22 protein-coding genes are annotated in these 19,289 nt (G+C 68.6%); 17 read left to right on the top strand and 5 right to left on the bottom strand.

The features are described 5' to 3' along the window. Positions 1-180: 180 nt before the first annotated feature. The 3 genes from ACFSJG_RS07590 (at position 181) to ACFSJG_RS07580 (ending at position 2,646) form a co-directional block, all read left to right on the top strand. Positions 181-924: an esterase/lipase family protein gene (locus tag ACFSJG_RS07590; RefSeq protein WP_378484591.1), complete on the top strand. Its 744-nt coding sequence runs from the start codon at positions 181-183 to the stop codon at positions 922-924. 88 nt (positions 925-1,012) lie between these two features. Beyond that, entirely contained in the window at positions 1,013-1,513 is a 501-nt protein-coding gene (locus ACFSJG_RS07585) for an ImmA/IrrE family metallo-endopeptidase (protein ID WP_378484590.1), read from the top strand. Further along, positions 1,510-2,646, top strand: coding sequence for a DUF6545 domain-containing protein (locus ACFSJG_RS07580; RefSeq protein WP_378484589.1), 1,137 nt, complete (start codon positions 1,510-1,512; stop codon positions 2,644-2,646). The genes ACFSJG_RS07585 and ACFSJG_RS07580 overlap by 4 nt, the downstream gene beginning before the upstream one ends. 6 nt (positions 2,647-2,652) lie before the next feature. On the opposite strand, the gene ACFSJG_RS07575 is transcribed toward ACFSJG_RS07580, so the two are convergent. Together ACFSJG_RS07575 and ACFSJG_RS07570 are read right to left on the bottom strand one after the other, a co-directional pair. Further along, a complete protein-coding gene (locus ACFSJG_RS07575) occupies positions 2,653-3,060 on the bottom strand; it encodes a hypothetical protein (RefSeq protein ID WP_378484588.1) in 408 nt (135 codons plus the stop codon). Beyond that, positions 3,057-3,743 carry an XRE family transcriptional regulator gene (locus ACFSJG_RS07570; RefSeq protein ID WP_378484587.1) on the bottom strand — a complete coding sequence of 229 codons (687 nt, stop codon included), beginning with the start codon at positions 3,741-3,743 and terminating at the stop codon, positions 3,057-3,059. Before ACFSJG_RS07570 ends, ACFSJG_RS07575 begins: the two co-directional genes overlap by 4 nt. 380 nt (positions 3,744-4,123) lie before the next feature. Between ACFSJG_RS07570 and ACFSJG_RS07565 the strand changes: the two genes are divergently transcribed. The 5 genes from ACFSJG_RS07565 to ACFSJG_RS07545 all read left to right on the top strand — a co-directional run bounded on the left by ACFSJG_RS07565 (position 4,124) and on the right by ACFSJG_RS07545 (position 6,819). Beyond that, entirely contained in the window at positions 4,124-5,125 is a 1,002-nt protein-coding gene (locus ACFSJG_RS07565) for a sigma-70 family RNA polymerase sigma factor (protein WP_378485251.1), read from the top strand. Then, on the top strand, positions 5,122-5,706 hold the full coding sequence (locus ACFSJG_RS07560) for a TIGR03086 family metal-binding protein (protein ID WP_378484586.1): 585 nt from the start codon (positions 5,122-5,124) through the stop codon (positions 5,704-5,706). The genes ACFSJG_RS07565 and ACFSJG_RS07560 overlap by 4 nt, the downstream gene beginning before the upstream one ends. Continuing rightward, positions 5,703-5,894 (top strand): hypothetical protein, encoded by a 192-nt coding sequence (locus tag ACFSJG_RS07555; RefSeq protein ID WP_378484585.1) that lies wholly within the window; start codon positions 5,703-5,705, stop codon positions 5,892-5,894. Before ACFSJG_RS07560 ends, ACFSJG_RS07555 begins: the two co-directional genes overlap by 4 nt. An 81-nt stretch (positions 5,895-5,975) precedes the next feature. Further along, positions 5,976-6,404: a DoxX family protein gene (locus tag ACFSJG_RS07550; RefSeq protein WP_378484584.1), complete on the top strand. Its 429-nt coding sequence runs from the start codon at positions 5,976-5,978 to the stop codon at positions 6,402-6,404. Positions 6,405-6,618: 214 nt separating this feature from the next. Continuing rightward, positions 6,619-6,819 (top strand): PspC domain-containing protein, encoded by a 201-nt coding sequence (locus ACFSJG_RS07545; protein WP_378484583.1) that lies wholly within the window; start codon positions 6,619-6,621, stop codon positions 6,817-6,819. 24 nt (positions 6,820-6,843) lie between these two features. Here the strand turns inward: ACFSJG_RS07545 and ACFSJG_RS07540 are convergent, their stop codons facing one another. Continuing rightward, complete coding sequence (locus ACFSJG_RS07540; RefSeq protein ID WP_378484582.1) at positions 6,844-7,545, bottom strand: IclR family transcriptional regulator; 702 nt, start codon at positions 7,543-7,545, stop codon at positions 6,844-6,846. 131 nt (positions 7,546-7,676) lie between these two features. Here ACFSJG_RS07540 and ACFSJG_RS07535 point away from each other — a divergent pair, with 131 nt between their 5' ends. Then, positions 7,677-8,492 (top strand): SDR family NAD(P)-dependent oxidoreductase, encoded by an 816-nt coding sequence (locus ACFSJG_RS07535; protein WP_378484581.1) that lies wholly within the window; start codon positions 7,677-7,679, stop codon positions 8,490-8,492. Between the two features lie 22 nt (positions 8,493-8,514). After that, positions 8,515-9,429, top strand: a complete 915-nt coding sequence (locus ACFSJG_RS07530; protein ID WP_378484580.1) for an NAD-dependent epimerase/dehydratase family protein — start codon at positions 8,515-8,517, stop codon at positions 9,427-9,429. 64 nt (positions 9,430-9,493) lie between these two features. Here the strand turns inward: ACFSJG_RS07530 and ACFSJG_RS07525 are convergent, their stop codons facing one another. Continuing rightward, positions 9,494-11,407: an arabinofuranosyltransferase gene (locus ACFSJG_RS07525; protein ID WP_378484579.1), complete on the bottom strand. Its 1,914-nt coding sequence runs from the start codon at positions 11,405-11,407 to the stop codon at positions 9,494-9,496. 81 nt (positions 11,408-11,488) lie between these two features. After that, on the bottom strand, positions 11,489-12,103 hold the full coding sequence (locus tag ACFSJG_RS07520) for a TetR/AcrR family transcriptional regulator (RefSeq protein WP_378484578.1): 615 nt from the start codon (positions 12,101-12,103) through the stop codon (positions 11,489-11,491). Between the two features lie 112 nt (positions 12,104-12,215). On the opposite strand from ACFSJG_RS07520, the gene ACFSJG_RS07515 reads away from it, so the two are divergent. From ACFSJG_RS07515 to ACFSJG_RS07485, 7 genes are all read left to right on the top strand, one after another. Then, the gene (locus ACFSJG_RS07515) at positions 12,216-13,007 is read left to right on the top strand and encodes a 3'(2'),5'-bisphosphate nucleotidase CysQ (RefSeq protein ID WP_378484577.1); all 792 of its coding nucleotides are present in this window, start codon (positions 12,216-12,218) and stop codon (positions 13,005-13,007) included. 65 nt (positions 13,008-13,072) lie between these two features. Beyond that, positions 13,073-13,924 carry a sulfate adenylyltransferase subunit CysD gene (cysD, locus tag ACFSJG_RS07510; RefSeq protein ID WP_378485250.1) on the top strand — a complete coding sequence of 284 codons (852 nt, stop codon included), beginning with the start codon at positions 13,073-13,075 and terminating at the stop codon, positions 13,922-13,924. Next, positions 13,924-15,825, top strand: coding sequence for a sulfate adenylyltransferase subunit CysN (cysN, locus tag ACFSJG_RS07505; RefSeq protein ID WP_378484576.1), 1,902 nt, complete (start codon positions 13,924-13,926; stop codon positions 15,823-15,825). The genes cysD and cysN overlap by 1 nt, the downstream gene beginning before the upstream one ends. A 36-nt stretch (positions 15,826-15,861) precedes the next feature. Beyond that, a complete protein-coding gene (locus tag ACFSJG_RS07500; protein WP_378484575.1) occupies positions 15,862-16,221 on the top strand; it encodes a nuclear transport factor 2 family protein in 360 nt (119 codons plus the stop codon). After that, the gene (locus tag ACFSJG_RS07495; RefSeq protein WP_378484574.1) at positions 16,218-17,024 is read left to right on the top strand and encodes an SDR family oxidoreductase; all 807 of its coding nucleotides are present in this window, start codon (positions 16,218-16,220) and stop codon (positions 17,022-17,024) included. The genes ACFSJG_RS07500 and ACFSJG_RS07495 overlap by 4 nt, the downstream gene beginning before the upstream one ends. A gap of 23 nt (positions 17,025-17,047) precedes the next feature. Next, positions 17,048-18,190 (top strand): sulfotransferase family protein, encoded by a 1,143-nt coding sequence (locus ACFSJG_RS07490; protein WP_378484573.1) that lies wholly within the window; start codon positions 17,048-17,050, stop codon positions 18,188-18,190. 28 nt (positions 18,191-18,218) lie between these two features. After that, complete coding sequence (locus tag ACFSJG_RS07485) at positions 18,219-19,283, top strand: DUF1214 domain-containing protein (RefSeq protein WP_378484572.1); 1,065 nt, start codon at positions 18,219-18,221, stop codon at positions 19,281-19,283. The last annotated feature ends 6 nt before the right edge of the window (positions 19,284-19,289 follow it).

The following is a 19,289-nucleotide window of genomic DNA, read 5'->3' as shown; positions in this document are numbered from 1 at the left end:
CCGACGGACACGGGCTTCGGGCAACGGTACCGACCGATCCCGGCAGTCTGCGTGGTGAGCGTCCGTCGGGGCGCGACCGGGATGACGCGGGCCGCCTGTCGGTGGCAGGTCACGAGGGGTGTGTCACACGCGTCGGCGTGGCTCGACAAGTCAGTGCAGGCTTGCCTTATCGTCCGGTGCATGACCCTGACCCGACTTCTCGCCGTCGCCTGCGGTGCCGGGCTCGCGCTGGCCGTCGCCGCGCCCGCTTCGAACGCCGCGCCCGCCCCCGAGGTCCGGGAGCGGATCGTGTTCGTCGTCCCTGGGCAGTACCTCGGCGCGGTGCCGTACCAGCCGCTCGTCTCCTACCTGACGTTGCAGGGGTATCAGGCCACGGCGCTGGACCTGCCCGGGTTCGACATCGACGCGGATGCGCGGGCAATCGGCGCCGCCGTTGCCGCCGCGGACGCCGCTCACCCGGACGCTGAGATCTCCCTCGTCTCGCACAGCATCGGTGGCACCAGCACCCGCCACTACCTCAAGAACCTCGGCGGCGCGGACAAGGTGGACACCTATGTCGCCTTCGGGACCGCGCAGTACGGCTCGCCGGGTGCGTGTGGCCAACAGGTCGGCGCGGAGGTGTGCCCCGGCACCGACTTCATGACCGCGCTCAACGCAGGCGACGACACTCCGGGCGACACCGCCTACTACGGCATCCGCAGCGCCCGCGAATGGGCGGACGGCCGGCTCGACGGCGGTCAGTGCCGGATGACGCCGACACCCACTGCGGTCGACGGCGGTACGGACCACTTCTTCGAACCGGTCAACCTGCACGTGTGGGCGCAGGTGTCGGCCGCGCTCGACGGTCGCTGCGAGGGCGAGTTCGTCGACGACCCCGACGGCGCGTTCACCGCCGAGCAGACTCTGTTCCCGAACGGTCGCTGACCGGAGCCTCCCGTCGTCGCAGGCCACGACGCTATGCTTCCTCCGGCGTTCCACCCGGTTCGGTGGACGTGAGGGGGGAGTTGTCGCCATGGCCGGTCGTCGGAGCCGTGAACGCCTCGCCGAGGTTTTGCGCCGGGTACCGCTACAGCCGCCGTGGACGGTTCCGGAGTTCCTGGACTGGCTTGCCGAGGACGCCGGCCGGGACATCGAACTGAGCCCGTGGACCGGTGCGTTCACCGACCCGGGCAGCCGGTGCGGTCTGCTGTTGGGTGGACCGCGCCGATATGTGATCCGCTACGACGCAGCCCGGTCCGTCCGGCACCAGCGGCAACAGATCTTCCACGAGGTCGGGCACATCCTGTGTCGGCATCCGGGTGAGGCGTTCCGGCCGACGGACGGGGCGCTCACCGAGGGCCTCAGCCTCGCAGGCATCGAATACATGATGCGGCGCACCACCTTCGACTCGCCGACCGAAGCGGAAGCCGAACTGGTGGGGACCCACCTCGCCGTGCTCAGCCGCGGTCCGATCGAACTCGACGCGCACGGCGAACTGCACCGGATCGCGTCGACCTTCGACAGCCTCCGGTGACGAGTCCGATGCTGGGCACCGTCGCGACGTCGTCGCTCCCGGTGTGGCTGACCGCGCCGATGCTGACGATCCTGACCGCGGTGATCGTCGGCCGCGTCGCCGTCGTGCGGGAACGTCAGGTCGATCGCCAGACGACGTGGCTGCTGTTCTGGTGGCTGTGTGCCGCGCTGCTGCGCGAGGGATGGCTGCAGTCACGTGTCGTCGATGCGACACCGCTGACCCTCTCGGATCTGCGCTTGCTCACTCATGCCGCCGCGATGCTCGGCGCCGGTGCGCTGTTCCTCGTGGTCCGCGCGCTCGGCAGTGTCCGGCGACTGCGGAGTGGGGCCGTGGCCGCGGTGTACGCGCTGATCGTCGTCGAGGTCGCCGCGATGGCGTGGCTGAGTCTGCCTGCCCGAGAGGCGGGTGTCGCCGTCGAAGAACTGCACGACTGGCGGACCGCCGTTTACCTGGTCGTGTATTCGGCGCACATGCCCGTCGCGATCGCGTTCGCCGCGGTCACCTGCATTCACGTGTTCTATCGCGGAGACCAGTTGCGCAGCACCAGGTTCTGGGCGGCACTCGTCCTCGTTGCCGGGCTGGTGTCGGCGTTCGACCACCTGACCCGGATGGTCTACGGCGTCCTGCTCGGGCTGGACCGGTCCAACGTCTTCACCGACTGGCGCAGCGAATCGAACGACGTCCTGTTCCTGCCCGCGGCGACGCTCGCGGCGCTCACTGTCTGCGTGCCCGTTGCGGTCGCGTTGCGGGCGCGGCTGTCGGGCGACCCGTCGGCGGCGGTCGTCGTCCGGCTCACCCCGCTGTGGAAGGACCTCTCGGCGGCGTTGCCCGCGGTGTCGTTGCAGTCCGCGACCAGTGCACTGCCGAGCAGCGTCGAGCGGGAGCACCGGATGCGTATCGAGTGCGAGGACGCCCTGTACGCGCTGCTCGCCCACATGCCTCCCGAGGACCGTGCGGAGAACATGGATCCGGTCGTCCGCTGCGGCGCCGTCACCCGTGCCCTCGAACACCGGCTGGCCGGGGACGAGCCTGCCCGTCCGGCGACGACGCCGACGTGGCTGGCCGACGAGGACGAGCTGTTGCGGATCGCCGACGCATGGTCGCGACGACCGGTCACGGTCGGATTGGTCTGACCGTGGTCAGTGCGGTTCGTCGACGGGGAACCGGTTCACCTCGTCGATGAGGTGTTCGAGGTCGTCGCGGGACAGGTCGGCGGCGCGGGCCGCGAAGTGCTGCAGGCCGCGATCCCGGATCGCCGTCCACAACCGCAGCCTCTGATCGATGTCGATGTCCCGGCCGCCGGTCAGCCGCAGGTAGTCGCGGTCCACGCCGAACACGTCGCAGAGCGCGTCCGCGACGGTGGGGGGCAGCGCGTCGATCGCACCGGAGCGCGCGGCGTCGAGGAGTGTGGGCGACACGGTTGTTCCGCAGTGTTCGGTTGCCATCGTGGCGACCTCGACGGTCGTCAGCTCGGGGTCGTTGCGGCGATGGAAGTACGCGAACAGGCGGTCGAGCTTCTGTCGCAGGTCGGGGGAGTGGTACGTCATCCGGCCGTCTCCTGTCGGGCGCGCCACCGTGCCAGGTACCGCTGCTGGGTCGGAGTGTCGACGTCGTCGGCGCGCCCGGTCAGCCATCGTAGGTAGCGCAGGTCGTCGGCGTCCTCCGCGGTGGGCGGCTGCGAGCTTCGGTCGAGATAGTCGCCGAGCAGCATCTCCACCACCGGGTCTCCGATCGCGTGTCCCGCCGCGTGGCCGGCCCCGGGCGACTTCGTCCGGCGTTCGAGCTGCACCGTCAGCCAGGCACGCATGATCCGGTCGACGAGCAGGTCGAACCGTTCGTTCACGCGTCCCAGTTCGACGGCGAACGGTTCGCCGCGGTGGTCGGAGGCGAGCTGCTCGTAGCGCTTGGCGAGGTCCGACAGGTCGCCCACGAGCGCGAGTGAGAGGGTCACGGAGTCGGCGTCCGCGTCGACGCCACCGGGCGAGGACAGGTCCTCGACGGGGACGGGCGCGCTTCCGGTCAGCACCCGCGCGGCCGAGCCGTCGACCCAGCGCAACGCGACGTCGAGGCGGCGAAGCGTGCGGGCACTCGGTTCGGGGATCTGTGCCTTCTCGATCTTCCCTGTCGTCACGTCGGACGGGCCGCCTGCCGCCTTGACCTGATCGAGGGTGAGATTGAGTCGCCTGCGTCGTTCCACGACGGCCCGAGCGAGGCTCTCGATCCCTTCCACCGATCCGACCCTAGTGGTCGGAGGGGTGTTCAGGACCGCTGAAACCTCCGAGTACGGCGCCTGCGGAGGCGCGTCCACCGCCGTCACCCGCCACCTCTTCGTGATTGTTTGGATTGTTTTTGGCATGTTATTTGCCATATAGTGTGCCACGGCTTCGGGGCGACGTGTTCGCCCCGGCCGATTCCCCGCCACTCACGGTCGGCGCGGACGGGCGGCCGGTCCCCACGGGTCGGGCAAGGGGGGTCTCGATCAGGGAGACCGGTCGCCGCACTCGTGCACACTCCGCCGATGAGTTCTGGCCGCTTGCCGTGTCTGTACGTGAAGCACCGGACAAGGGAGAGTGGACGATGACCGCGTTGATCACGGAGACGGGTGGGGACATGACCGACGGCGCAGTTCGAGACGAGTTCACTCCGCAGGCGGAGCAGTACCGACGCGAACTGCTCGCGCACTGTTACCGGATGTCGGGGTCGGTGCACGAGGCGGAGGACCTGGTGCAGGAGACCTACCTCAAGGCGTGGCGGGCCTACGACAAGTTCGAGGGCCGGTCCTCGCTGCGCACCTGGCTCTATCGGATCGCGACGACGACGTGCCTGACCGCGTTGGAGAACAAGGGCCGCCGCCCGCTGCCCACCGGACTCGGCGCCCCGAGCTCCGACCCGTCCGCCGACCTCGTGACCCGCGAGGAGGTGCCCTGGCTGGAGCCGATTCCCGACGAGATGCTCGGCACCGCCGCCGACGATCCCGCGGTCGTCGCGACGTCCCGCGACAGCTTGCGGCTGGCGCTGATCGCGGCGCTGCAGTTCCTGCCTCCGAAGCAACGGGCCGTGCTGATCCTGCGGGAGGTACTGGCCTGGCCGGCGGCCGACGTCGCGGCACTCCTCGACACCAGCACCGCCGCGGTGAACAGCGCGTTGCAGCGGGCGCGGGCGCAGATCGCGCAGGCCGCCCCGAGCGAGGATGCAGTGCTCGAACCGGTCGGGCCGGAGCAGCGCGCCGTCCTCGACAGGTACATGGCGGCGTTCGAGAACTACGACTTCGGCTCGCTCACCGAACTGCTCACCCAGGACGCGGTCTGGGAGATGCCGCCGTTCGTCGGCTGGTACCAGGGTCCCGCGGCAATCCGCACGCTCATCGAGACGAACTGTCCCGCACAGGGTCCCGGCGACATGCGGATGGTGCCGACCGTCTCGAACGGGCAGCCGGCGTTCGGGCTGTACATGCGCGACGAGAACGGCGTGCATCGGCCGTTCCAGATGCACGTGGTGTCCCTCGGTCCGTCGGGAGTCGGTCACGTGACGGTCTTCTTCGACCTCACACTGTTCGAGAAATTCGGCCTGCCCGCGGTTCTCGACGCCTCGACCGCACTGTCGCTGCCATGACGCTCGGCGTTCTGCCCGTCACCGATCCGCTCGCCCTGCTCGGGGCGGCCGTCCGGTACACGGACGCGAGCCTGCGGGCGGTGCGCCCGGACGACCTCCTGCGGCCGACGCCGTGCTCGGAGTGGAACCTGGCGCAGTTGCTCGCGCACATGGACGAGTCGCTCGCCGTTCTCGAGGAGGCGGTGCTCGATCGGAGCGTACTGCTGCGGCCCGTCTCTCGGGGTGGCATCACATCTGATCCTGTTGCGGCACTGAGAGATCGAGCCTGCCGGATGATGCGCAGTTGGGAGCGGGACGCCGCACCGGGAGGGGTCCGGGTGGGTGATGCGATGCTGCCCGCCGAGATCGCGGCCGCAGCGGGTGCTCTCGACGTCGCCGTGCACGGCTGGGACGTCGGTCGGGCGCTGGGTCTGGCGCATCCCCTTCCCGTCGAGCTCGCCACCGAGTTGGAGATCTGCGCGGCGCTGTTCGTGTCCGAGGCCGACCGGCCCGAGCGGTTCGGTCCACCGATTCCGGTGCCGCCGTGGGCAGGGCCGGGGGAACGGCTGCTCGCCCTGCTCGGCCGTGACGGGAGCCGGTGACCGCGCTTCAGGCCTCGGGCGTCGCGGGAATGAGAGCCGGCGAGATCGGACGTCGGATCGACGTCACGAACCGGGCGGCGCGCGAGACTGTCGATCAGGCCGAATCACTCGGCTACGGTGCCCGGCAACCGGACCCGTCCGACGCGCGAGGCTTCCGGTGGGACGCGCAGGCATGGTCCGGCGGCTGAGCGATGAGTTCTCCGGCGCCGGGTGGTCTACCTGAGCAACGACTTCACACCGCGTGGAGCGCCCGACCCGAGGAGCCAGCCATGACCGCACATCAGATCGTCGCCCCGTCCGCCGGCACCGCGGAGGTGTCGTCACGCGCCCGCCGCGCCGGGCTCGTCGTCACCGGCCTGGTGGTGGCATTCCTGCTGTTCGATGCCGTCATCCACCTCGCGAACATCGAGACCGTCCGGGACTCCATGGCCGAGTACGGGTTTCCGGACTACGCCCCGTACGTGATGGGCGTCGTCATGCTGGTCTGCCTGGCGCTGTACCTGGTCCCGGTCACGGCGATCCTCGGCGCGGTGCTGTTGACGGGTTACCTGGGCGGCGCCGTCGCCTGCAACATCCTCACCGAGCAGCCGCTGGTGAGCACGATCCTGTTCCCGATCTACGTCGGCATCTTCGTCTGGGGCGGCCTGTACCTGCGCGACGCCAAGGTTCGCGAGGTCATGCCCCTCACCCGCCGCTGATCCACCCGGCTGAACGCCACGTTCATGCGCTTGTTCCGCATAAACGTGGCGTTCAGCCGTATCGGCCGCCACCCCCCCTGTTCGGCTGAAGGTGGCGTTCATGCGATCTGACGAGCTGAAGGTGGCGTTCAGCCAGTCCCGGACGGAAATCTCAGGGTCGGAATCAGGGCGTCACCCGATGCGCGGACCGCACCCGGTCGCGCAGGGTGGAGGCATGACATTCGACAGCAACGCCCCCAAGCCGTTCGCCCGCTCCTCCTCGCAGCGCATGGTCGGTGGTGTCTGCGGAGGTATCTCCGAGTACTTCGGCGTCGACGCCAACCTGGTGCGCGCCGGTGCGGTGCTCGCCGCATTCGTCACCGGCGGCACGGCAATCCTGGTCTATCTTGCCCTGTGGATGCTGTTGCCCGCCTGAGTCACTCGCTCCGGCAGGGTCGGCTCACGCGGTGTGCCGCGACTCCGCTCCGGAGATCCGCCGCCAGATGCGGGCCGCCGCGGTCTGCGCGGACAGCACGACCTGGGTGTCGTCGATGGTCGCCGCCGGGCCGAAAACCGAGATGGCGGCGGCGGATTCGGTCCGGTCGACCGGACCGATCGGGACTGCGACACAGCTGAAACCGGGGATGCACTTCTCCCGTCCGTACGAGACGCGCCGCTCGCGCACCCGGTCGAGGTCGGGAGTGTCCTCGGCGACCGCGAGCAGTGCCGTGCCGATGGTCGACGATCGTGCGGGCAGTCGCCCTCCGACATGCGACCGGACGGTGGGCAGCAGTTCCCCGCCGACCTTCTCGAGGTAGACCACCTCCGGCCCGTCGAGCACGCCCAGGTGGACGACGCACCCCGTCTGTCGGTGCAGCCAGTGCAGGCTCGGCAGCGCCGCCCTGCGCAGGGTGTTCTGCTGTGCCGCGACCGCGCCGAACTCGATCATGCGCATGCCCAGCTGGTAGTCCATGCCTTCCCGATGCACCCAGCGCAGCGCGACGAGCTGTTCGAGGGCGCGGTGGACCGACGACCGCGGCAATCCGGTGGCCGCGACGATCTGCGTCAGGTTCAGCCGCCGATCACCGGTGAACGCCCCGAGGATGAGGGCCGCGCGCGGCAGCGACCCGGTCGTGTCCCCGCCGGCAGGGTGCTGTGGCATCCGCTTCTCCTCGTCGCGCATCGTCGGTACAGGCTCCACTGTCTCCGATCTGCGCGCGTCCTGGGGCAATCTTTCCGGACACCGGGAACCGGCCTGTCGGCGGTGACGGGGCGCGCGCTGTACTGACGGTCATGAGCAACCTCATGGCCTACACCCCGGGCGCGATGCTGACCGGTCGCCGTGCCGTGGTCACGGGCGGTGCCCAGGGTATCGGCGCCGCAATCGCGCGGTCCTTCGCCGCGCACGGGGCCGACGTGCTGGTCGCGGACATCGAACCGCTCGGCGAACTCGACTTCGACCCCACCGCGGGGGGCTCCGTCACCGGGCTCGAATGGGACGTGAGCGCGTCACCGTGCCCGCCCGAACTCGTCGACCATCGCCCGGACGTGCTCGTCAACAACGTCGGGCACTACCTGCGACCGCCGCACACCTTCGCGACGAACGAGCCGTCGTTGTGGGACGAACTGCACGAGATCAACTTCGCGCACGTCCTGCGGCTGACGCAGGCGCTGCTGCCGGGCATGACCGAACGTGGCGGCGGCTCGATCGTCAACCTCACGACCGTTGAGGCGCACCGGGCGATCCCCGGGCACAGCGTCTACTCCGCGTACAAGGCCGCGCTGACGCAGTTCACGAGTTCGCTGGCCGCGGAGGTGGGACCGTCCGGCATCCGGGTCAACGCGATCGCGCCCGACCTCGTCGAAACCGTTCAGGTGCCCTACGCGTCGCTGGTCCCCGAGGAGGACCGGGAGCTGTGGCCGACGTGGTCGCCGCTCGGCGGCCCGGGTCGACCCGAGGACGTCGCCGGTGTCGCTCTGTTCCTCGCCTCCGATCTGTCGCGGTTCGTCACCGGCGGCACCATCCACGTCGACGGCGGCACCCATTCGTCCGGTGGCTGGGTACCCCGCCGCTCCGGCGGCTGGACCAACCGCCCTCGCAATCCCTGATCCACCGACCGAAGGACACCTCGTGAAGATTCTCGTCATCGGCGGCACCGGCATGATCGGTGCGCACACCGCACTCCTGCTGCGCGAACACGGCGACGACGTCACCGTCGCCGGCCGCGGTCCCGTCCCCGACGAATCGCCGGTCGCCGATTTTCCCCTGCTGGAGGGCGACTACACCGTCCCGTCGTTCACGCGCGAGCAGCTGTCCGGGTTCGACGCCGTCGTCTTCGCCGCTGGTCAGGACCCGCGTCACCGCACCGCTGCCGACAGCGACGACGCGGCGTTCTGGGCGGCGACGCAGAGCGTCGGCGTCCCGCGTTTCGCCGAACTCGTCAAGCAGTCCGGGGTGGGCCGGTTCGTGCAGGTGGGCAGTTACTACCACCAGCTTCGACCCGACATCGCGACGGCGAATCCCTATGTGGCGGCGCGGAAGTCCGCGGACGAGGGCGCTCGTGCGTTGGCCGACGGATCCTTCTCCGTGTGCACGCTGAACCCGCCGTCGATCATCGGTGTCGTGCCGGGCGCCTCGACCCGCCGCTACCGGCGGATGGTCGGGTGGGCCGCGGGCAATGAGCCCGGTATCCCCGACTTCGCCCCGGTCGGGGGGACGAACTACATGTCTGCCCGGTCGCTGGCGCAGGCCATCCGCGGGGCCGTGCACGGCGGTGAATCCGGCAAGGCGTACCTGATCGGGGACGAGAACCTGGAGTACCAGCAGTTCTTCCAGCTGATGGTCGACGCGGCCGGCGGCGACCGCGAGATCGTCGCGCGGGACGAACAGCACCCGCTGCTGTCGGACGCGGCGATCGTCCAGGGTCGCGGCAACACTCTCGCGTACGAACCCGACCCCGAGGAGACGCGCCTGCTCGGCTACGACCGCAACGACTGCGCGCGCGCCGTCGGGGAGCTCGTCGAGGCCGTCGTCGCGTCCGTCTGACGCCGCACCTGTGCGCACTTGTGGTAGCCCCCACTACCACAAGTGCGCACAGGTGCGGAGCGCACTACTTCCGGGTGACGACGGTGAACGGCCCGACCTCGGTGATCGTGAAGCGCGGGTCGTCGAACAGTGCCTTGTCGAATTCGACGGTGTAGCGCTTGACGTTCGGGTCGTTCGGGTAGACGTCGGCGGCGAGGCGCAGGGTGTACGAGTCGTCGGTGGAGCGGAACACGAACACATCCGGTGCCCGCCAGGGTGATTCGTCCATCGCAGCGATCAGCTCGTCGGGTGTGGTCGTCTCCGTCCACGCCTCGATCGCCGCGGCCCGCTCGTCGAACTGCGCCATCGGATTCGCGTAGTGCGACGTGAGCCCCTGGAACCCGAAGTACGGGTAGAACGCCAGGAAGCTCGTGTCCGCGGTGAGGACGACGGTGTCCGAGCGCGGCCCGGGCCGCTGCGCGAGGATCTCCGCGTCGACGTCGCCGTAGTACGACGCGGCGCCCGGTGGGCGCTGGTCGGCGCGCACGCCGTCGCCGTCGGTGTCGGTGTAAGCGGTGGTGATCTCCGGAGCGAGATGATGCGGGATCGACTGTGCGAACGCGACCGCACCCAATGCCCCGAGCACGACCGCGCCGATCCTGATCCGCGGGTTCTCACTGGTCGCGAGGATCAGCCAGTGGGTGAACTCGACGAACCCGAACACTCCTGCCGCACCGAGCAGTACGAGCAGGACGGGTTCGAGGCGGAACGAGAGCAGGGTGGTGCCGACGGCGGTGAACGCCATCGACAGCAGCGCCCACAGGTAGACGGCGACGACACCGATGCCAAGGGCCTGCGCCCTCCGCGACGACGCCGCGCGTGCGACGAGCCAGACGGTTCCGAGCAGGCACAGCAGTCCGACGAGCGAGGCGTCGAACATCGGCAGCGGCAGCGTCGCACCGGACTCCGGGAGGTAGTGGGTGGCGGTGCCGGACCCCGCGAGGGGGTGGGTGCGCAGCCCCAGCAGGAACGGCGCCCACACCACGAGCGCGAGCAGTCCGGCGATGGCGGCGATCGCGACCAGCTTGAGCAGCGGGTCGCGGACCGCGCGCAGACCGCCGGCCCGGAAGGCGATCACCGAGGCGATCACGGCCATCAGTGTCACCGCGAACGCGGCGTACCCGAGGTAGAGGGTGTAGAAGGTCGCGGCGAGGCCGAGGAACAGTCCGGTCCCGACGGCGGCGCCCCAGCCGCCGACGCCCGGTGCCCGGTGCAGCGCTCCCCACGCGAGGAGGAGCGCAGGCGGGAGCAGGACCACGAGGACGGCGCTGTACGCCTCCGGGCTCGCGTACGCGACGGCGATCGCGGTCGTCGCGGCGGCGGCGAGGACGGCGAGGTCTGCGCGAACGAGGTTGGACCACAACACGAGTGCAACGACAGCGGCGACGGCGATGGAGGCGATCGCGTACGGCTTGAACGCTTCCCAGCCGTCCATGCCGAGCAGGTTCGCGACACGTCCGCCGATCCAGAACCACCCGGCCGGGTAGAACGACGGCAGGTCGATGTACGTCATGTCGTGGAGCCGGGCGGTGTCCGTCATCCGGGTGAGGAACTCGGTGCGGAATTCCTGGTCGACGGAGACGCCGTGCAGGTACAGCTTCGTCGCGGCGAGCGGCATGCCGAGGGTGACGGTCACGAAGCCGGACAACCCCGCCCAGGACGAGAGCTTCGCGATCCGCGGCGCCTTGCGGGCCCGGATCAGCCACACCGACAGCCCGAGCAACGCCAGCGCGGCGACCTGCCCGACGGTGGTGAGCGCGCGGGTGACGTTGGACGAGTTGAAGGCGGGCCAGTCGACGACGGAGAACGCGACCAGCCCGACCGCGGCGACGACGGTCGCCACGACGACCGCTGCCACCGTTTCGACCACGGTCCCGGCTGCCCGGCGAGCAGGTTGGACGGGATCGGGGGAGACGGTGGCTGTGGCTGTGGAGGTCACGGTTCCGGAGTCTAGGCGCTACGCGCATGTGCGCGTTTTTGGTAGTGGGAGCTACCAGAAGTGCGCACAGGCGCGCAGCGCCTACTTGCGGGTGATCGCGCGGGTGAGGGCCTCCGCCGAGAACGAGACGAGTTCAGAGGGATCGAGATGCGACGCCCAGTTGTTGGCGACGGTCGTGGCCAGGCCCTGCAATCCGGACAGCAGGAACGGCAGGACGCCCTCGTCGTCGAGCAGGGCCCGTCCTTCCAGCTCCGCGGCCTTCGTCACCGCACGCATGACCTGCTGGTCGTAGAGGACGGCGACTCTGTGGACCTCGCGTAGCGACTCGCGATCGGAGTCGGCGTTGCCCTCGGCGTCACGCCAGATCGCCGACATGCGCCCGACCTGATTCCATCGTCGGGCCGAATCGTCGATGATCGCGGCGAGCAGGGCCGCGACGCCGCCGTCCCGTGGCATCGCGGCGATGCGGTCCATCGACTCGACGATGGCCTCGTTGAGCAGGGCCATGAAGATGTCCTGCTTGTCCGCGAAGTACTGGTAGATGAGCCCGGTGCTCGTGCCTGCGCGTTTGGCGACGGAACGGATCGTCAGCGCCGAGTAGCCGCCCTCCGCCAGGAGCGCCGCCGCGGCGTCGAGCGTTCGGCGTCGCCGGGCATCCGCGTCGCCGTAGATCGACCCTGCGCTCGATTCGCTCACCGAATCACCGTACCGACCCTGTCCCAGGGGAGGGAACCCAACGACCGCACAAGAATGAACAATGTTCGATCTAGGATTGAACATTGTTCATTCTGTGGTTAGAGTCACTCGCATGACCGATCGAGCCATCACTCCGACCGCACCCGACTCATCATCGGCGCAGGTCGAGGACGTCCTCGCCGCCGTCGACATCGCAACGGAGGCGGGACGACGGCTGCTCGCCCACCGAGCGGCACTGGGGGATCCGGGCGCCGACCCCGCACAGATCAAGGCCGCAGGCGACCGACTGAGCCACGAGTTCATCGTCGCCGCACTCGCGGACCGGTTCCCGCACGATTCGGTGCTCTCCGAGGAGGGCGCCGACGACCGCACGCGCCTCACCGCCGACCGCGTCTGGATCGTCGATCCGCTCGACGGCACCCGGGAGTTCGGGGAGCAGGGCCGCACCGACTGGGCCGTGCACGTCGCGCTCCTCGACCGTGGTCGGCTGACGGCGGGCGCCGTGGCCCTGCCCGCGCTCGGCGTCACCCACTCGACAGGCGACGCCCCGACGGCGCCGGCCCCCCGGCGCCGGGTGCCGAGGGCGGTGGTCAGCCGGACCCGGCGTCCCGAGCCCGTCATGGCGATGGCCGCGGCCCTGGGCGCCGAGCTGGTGGAGATGGGGTCGGCCGGCGCGAAGGCGATGGCGGTGGTCCGCGGCGAGGTGGAGATCTACGCCCACGCCGGTGGTCAGTACGAGTGGGATTCGGCGGCCCCCGTCGCCGTGGCCCGCGCTGCCGGACTTCATGTTTCACGAATCGACGGGTCCGAACTCGTCTACAACCAGGAGAACCCCTGGTTGCCCGACCTACTGATCTGCCGCCCCGAGTGGGCAGGCACAGCACTGGAGGTGCTTGCGCGTTGAGCAGTCCCACGACAACCAGGGCTCTGACCCACCTCGAGAGACTCGAGGCCGAGAGCATCCACATCATGCGCGAGGCCGTCGCGGGGAGCGAGAACCCCGTGATGCTGTACTCGGTCGGCAAGGACAGCGCGGTGATGCTGCACCTGGCCCGGAAGGCGTTCTACCCGTCCCGGCTGCCGTTCCCGCTGCTGCACGTCGACACGACGTGGAAGTTCCGGGAGATGTACAAGCTCCGCGACGAGTCCGCCGCCGCAGGCGATTTCGACCTCCTCGTCCACCAGAATCCGGAGTGCGTGGAGAAGGGGATCAACCCGTTCACCCACGGCTCCTCGACGCACACCGACATGTGGAAGACCGAGGGCCTCAAGCAGGCACTCGACCTGCACGGGTTCGACACCGCGTTCGGTGGCGCCCGCCGCGACGAGGAGAAGTCCCGCGCGAAGGAACGGGTCTTCTCGGTCCGCTCGGCGGAACACCGCTGGGATCCCAAGCGGCAGCGACCCGAACTGTGGCGGATGTACAACGTCCGCCGCTCGCCCGGCGAGACGCTGCGCGTCTTCCCGCTGTCGAACTGGACCGAACTGGACGTGTGGGAGTACATCCGGCAGGAGAACATCCCGATCGTCCCGCTGTACTTCGCCGCGCAGCGTCCCGTCGTCGAGCGAGACGGCACCCTCATCATGGTCGACGACGACCGGATGCCGTTGCGGCCCGGCGAGGTTCCCGAGATGCGGAGTGTCCGCTTCCGTACCCTCGGCTGCTATCCGCTGACCGGCGCGGTCGAGTCCACGGCCGCGACCCTCACCGATGTCATCCAGGAAATGTTGCTCACCACCACGTCGGAGCGTCAGGGACGGGTCATCGACCACGACAGCAGCGCCTCGATGGAGAAGAAGAAGCAGGAGGGGTACTTCTGATGACCCACTCGTCCACCCTGATCGCCGAGGACATCGAGCAGTACCTCGAACAGCACGCGACCAAGTCCATGCTGCGGTTCATCACGTGCGGCAGCGTCGACGACGGGAAGTCCACCCTGATCGGGCGGTTGCTGTACGAGTCGAAGCTGGTCTTCGAGGACCAGCTCAGCGCCCTCGAATCCGACTCGAAGAAGGTCGGAACCCAGGGCGAGGGCCTCGACTTCGCATTGCTGGTCGACGGACTCGCCGCCGAGCGTGAGCAGGGCATCACCATCGACGTCGCCTACCGGTACTTCACCACCGAGCGGCGCAAGTTCGTCGTCGCCGACACCCCGGGGCACGAGCAGTACACCCGCAACATGGTTACCGGTGCGTCGACCGCGGATCTGGCGGTGATCCTGATCGACGCCCGCAAGGGCGTGCTGACGCAGACTCGCAGGCACTCCTACCTGGTGTCGCTGCTCGGTATCCGGCACGTCGTGCTCGCGGTGAACAAGCTCGACCTCGTCGGCTACTCGCAGGAGGTGTTCGAGCGGATCGTCGGCGAGTACGCCGGCTTCGCCGCGGAGATCGGCCTCGACCGCGTCGTGCCGATCCCGATGTCGGCGTACTGCGGTGACAACCTCACCGAGCGAAGCCCGAACACACCCTGGTACCAGGGTCCGTCGCTGATCGAGCACCTCGAGACCGTCGACATCGGCGACGACCTGCGCACCGGGCCGTTCCGGATGCCCGTGCAGTGGGTGAACCGGCCGGACCTCGACTTCCGCGGGTTCGCCGGGCAGGTCGTCGGCGGCGTGGTGCGTCCGGGCGACCGGGTTCGGGTGCTGCCCAGCGGCAAGGAATCCACGGTTGCCCGGATCGTGACGATGGACGGTGACCTCGAGGAGGCCACCGCCGGCCGGTCGGTCACGATCACTCTCGCCGACGAGATCGACGTCAGCCGCGGCGACGTGCTCGTGTCGGCGGACGCGCTGCCGGGTATCGCCGACCAGTTCGAGGCGCAGATCGTGTGGATGGGCGAGGCGGAGATGCTGCCCGAACGCCCGTACGTCTGCCAGATCGGCACCATGACCGTTCAGGCCCGCATCACCAAGCCGAAGTACAAGGTCAACGTCAACACACTCGAGCAGACTGCCGCCAACACGTTGGCCCTCAACGAGATCGGTGTGTGCAATATCAGCTTCGATCGGCCGGTGCCGTTCGACGCCTACACCGAGAACCGTGACACGGGCGGTTTCATCCTCGTCGACCGGCTGACCAACACCACCGTCGGTGCCGGCATGATCGCCCACTCGCTGCGCCGCTCCGACAACATCCACTGGCAGGCCGTCGACGTCGACGACGAGGCCCGCTCGCTGCTCAAGGGCCACCGGCCGCAGATCGTCTGGTTCACCGGGCTGTCGGGGTCGGGGAAGTCGACCATCGCCAACGAACTGGAACGACGGCTCTACGCCCTGGGATGTCACACCTACCTCCTCGACGGCGACAACGTCCGGCACGGTCTGGGTCGCGATCTCGGCTTCACCGAGGCGGACCGCGTGGAGAACATTCGGCGGGTGACGGAGGTGGCCCGACTGATGGCGGATGCCGGGCTGATCGTGTTGGCGTCGTTCATTTCTCCGTTCCGGGCGGAGCGAGATGCGGCGCGGGAGTTGATCGGCGAGGACCGGTTCTGCGAGGTGTTCGTGGACACCCCGATCGAGGTTGCGGAACAACGGGATCCCAAGGGTCTCTACCGGAAGGCCAGACGTGGGGAACTCGCCAACTTCACCGGCATCGACTCGCCGTACGAGTCGCCGGAAAGCCCCGAGCTGCGCATCGACACGACCGTGACCGCATCCGCGGAGGCCGCAGCGCAGATCGTCGAGAAGCTGCGCAGTCGCGGCGTCATCGCCTGACCCGATTCACCCCACCACACCCGAGGAGCATCTCCTGTGCCCACCCGCGACGAAATCTGTTCGCTGATCGACTCGTACGTCACATTTCTCGGTAGTCACGACGTGGACGGACTGATGTCGCTGTTCGCGGACGACGCCGTCCAGCACGAGCCGCTGGGCGTGCGAACCTACACCGGTCTCGACGAGATCCGCGCCTTCGACATCGAGAACGCGAAGGTCGCGTTCACCGTGAGCCGGCACTCGCCGATCGTCGTGTCCGGTCGCTACGCCGCGACGCAGCTGCGCGTGCAGCGCGAGGGCATGCCCGACTTCCTCGCCAGCGACCTCTTCGAGTTCGGCGACGACGGCAAGATCGTCTCGCTCAGCGTCGTCCTGGACCCCCGGGCGCAGGTATGACGGCGGCACTGCGACCGGTGATGCCGACGATGCTCGACGGCAAGGTCGTGATCGTCTCCGGCGTCGGTGAGGGGCTGGGGCGGTCGGTTGCCGTGCGCAGTGCCCTCGCCGGTGCCCGGGTGGTCCTGGCTGCCCGGACCGAGTCCCGGCTCACGACGGTCGCCGACGAGATCAGGGAACTCGGCGGAACCGCGCTGTGCGTGCCGACGGACCTCACCGACGACGAATCGGTGACGAGCCTCGTCGACACCGCCCTCGCCGAGTTCGGAGCTGTCGACACGGTGGTGCACAACGCGTTCGTGCAGCCGCCGCACGAAAGGCTGCTCGACGCCACGTTCGAATCGGTCCGACAGGGTCTGGACATCAACCTGCTCGCGGCGCTCGACCTGACCCGCAAACTCGCTCCCGCACTGGAGAAGTCCCAGGGGTCGATCGTGGTCGTCAACTCGATGGTGCTGCGCAACCAGTTGCCGAACTTCGGTGCCTACCGGGTGCAGAAGGCAGGGCTGCTCGCCCTCGCCCGCAGTCTCTCAGTGGAGCTGGGCCCGATGGGTGTTCGGGTGAACTCCGTTGCTCCCGGCTACATCTGGGGGCACCGGGTCAAGACCATGGTCCGGAGGCAGGCGGCGCAGCGCGGCGTCGACCCGGCCGAGGTCTACGCCGAGATCGCGGCAGGCACCGACCTGCGTCGGCTGCCGGAACCCGACGACATCGCGAACGCGGTGATCTTCCTGGCCTCCGACCTCGCCCGCGCGATCACCGGACAGTGCCTGGACGTCAACTGCGGCCACGCCCACCACTGATCCACTCTCACAAGGATTCACGGATGACACACGACTATGACGGAATCGGCTCCATCGAGGACCTCCACGCGCAGGCGTGTGACGAGACCGGTTTGGACGCGTTCGGCGGCGACGACCACCTCGAGGGCCTGCGGGTACTGCTGGATTCGTTCGCCCGCGAGGCCGACCTCACCCCGCACGGGCGGGTGATCGCCCGCAAGATGATCCTTTCGGCGCTCAGGGGTCGCTTGATCAGCGAGGCCGCATTCGCACGCCACCCCGAGCATGTCGACGTCGCGATCGAGCGGCCGATCTTCATGTGCGGACTGACCCGGACGGGCACCACCGCCCTGCACCGACTGCTCAGTGCCGACCCGGCACACCAGGGTGTCGAGATGTGGCTGGCCGAGGCGCCGCAGCCCCGTCCCGCGCGTGAGACCTGGCCCGAGAACAAGGACTTCCAACGTGCGGATGCCTTCTACCGGGCACGTCAAGCGAACGAGGCCGACCTGATGAAGGTGCACTTCATGGGCGCTGAGGAGGTCGAGGAATGCTGGCGACTGCTGCAACAGACGCTGCTCTCGACCTCGTTCGACACCGTCGCGTACGTGCCGTCGTACACGGAGTGGCTGGCGAAGCAGGACTGGACCGACACCTACGCCCGCTACAAGAAGAACCTGCAGCTGATCGGCATGAACGATCCTGATCGCCGGTGGGTTCTCAAGAGCCCGAGCCACGTCTTCGCGATCGACGAGATCATGAACGTCTTCCCGGACGCGTTGATCGTCCGCACCTTCCGCGACCCGCACACCTCGATGGCGTCGACGTTCAGCCTCGCCGAGCAGGGCGGGCACGACATGTCGAAGGCATTCGACCGCAAGGCCATCGGACGGACCCAGCTCGACCTGTGGGCGCGGGGGAACGCGAACTTCCGGGAGGCCCGCGCACGCTACAACCCGGACCAGTTCGTCGACGTCGACTACCGGGACTTCGTGGCGGACCCGATCGGAACGGTCGAGCAGATCTACGACCGGTTCTCGCTGCAGTTCTCCGACGAGGCGCGTCGTGCGGTCGGCGCCGCCCACGAGGCCAGTCTCGCCGACCACCGTCGTCCGTCGCACACCTACTCGCTCGAAGACTTCGGCATCACCGCGGCCGAGGTCGACGCCAAGTTCGCCACTGCCTGAACCCCACTCGCCTGGAGAGGAATCCACCATGAACGCCACCTGGGACAAGTTCTGCACCGACCTGCGGGATGTCGGAAGCATCCTGTCGGACCCGATAGTCCCGCAGGACGACCTGACGCAGGCCGAGGGCGTGCGCTACCTCTCGCGACTGCTGCGCTACGCGACGATCAACTGCGTCGAGTACACCGATCCGCGGTGGCCGCAGTTCACGTCCGCGCCGAACCCGAACATGATGACGAAGATCGGCGCCGACAATCCGGACAACATCTACATGCGCGCCAACATCTCCGGGAAGTACACCTACCGGATCACCGGCACCCGGGGCACGATTCCGCTGATCACCTTCGGCTCGCGGGTCAACCGCTATCACATCGACGGCACCATGCTGCAGACCGGTGACCTGCACATCCACGACCTCGAGATCGACCAGCACGGCCGTTTCGAGTTCATCGCGAGTGCGGAGAAGCCCGCGGACGGTTCCGCGTGGCTGCCGATGGATCCGGAGAGCAACCTCATCTCCGTGCGGCAGACCTACGCGGACCGCCGCAACGAGGTGCCCGGCGAGCTGTCCATCGAATGCCTCGACCCCGACGGCGAATTCGTTCCGCTCACCGAGGACGAACTGGGTCAGCGGCTGGACCGCGCGATCGGCATGCTCAAGGGCTCGGCGGCCACGTTCCTCGAGTGGTCGCGCGACTTCATGCCGCAGCCCAACGAGATCTTCGACCGTGGACAGGAGCAGTTCCAGAAGGCCGGCGGCGACCCGACGATCTTCTACTTCCACGGCTACTGGAAGCTCGCCGAGGACGAGGCGTGGGTCATCGAGACCGAGGTCCCGAACTGCGAGTACTACAACTTCGTGCTGCAGAACTTCTGGGTGGAGTCGCTCGACTACAACCGGGCGAACATCTACCTCAACAACCACACCGCCAAGCTCAACGAGGACGGGACGCTGACCATCGTGGTGTCCGCCAAGGATCCCGGCTACGGCAACTGGATCAGCACCGACGGCCACGCCGAGGGGACCTGGGCGATGCGCTGGATCAAGGCGGACTCGCACCCGATCCCGACGTCGAAGGTCGTGAAGCTGTGAGGTCGC

Source organism: Rhodococcus gannanensis (genome assembly GCF_042681175.1).
GTDB lineage: Bacteria > Actinomycetota > Actinomycetes > Mycobacteriales > Mycobacteriaceae > Rhodococcus_G > Rhodococcus_G gannanensis.
This window is presented reverse-complemented; position numbering and strand designations above follow the sequence as displayed.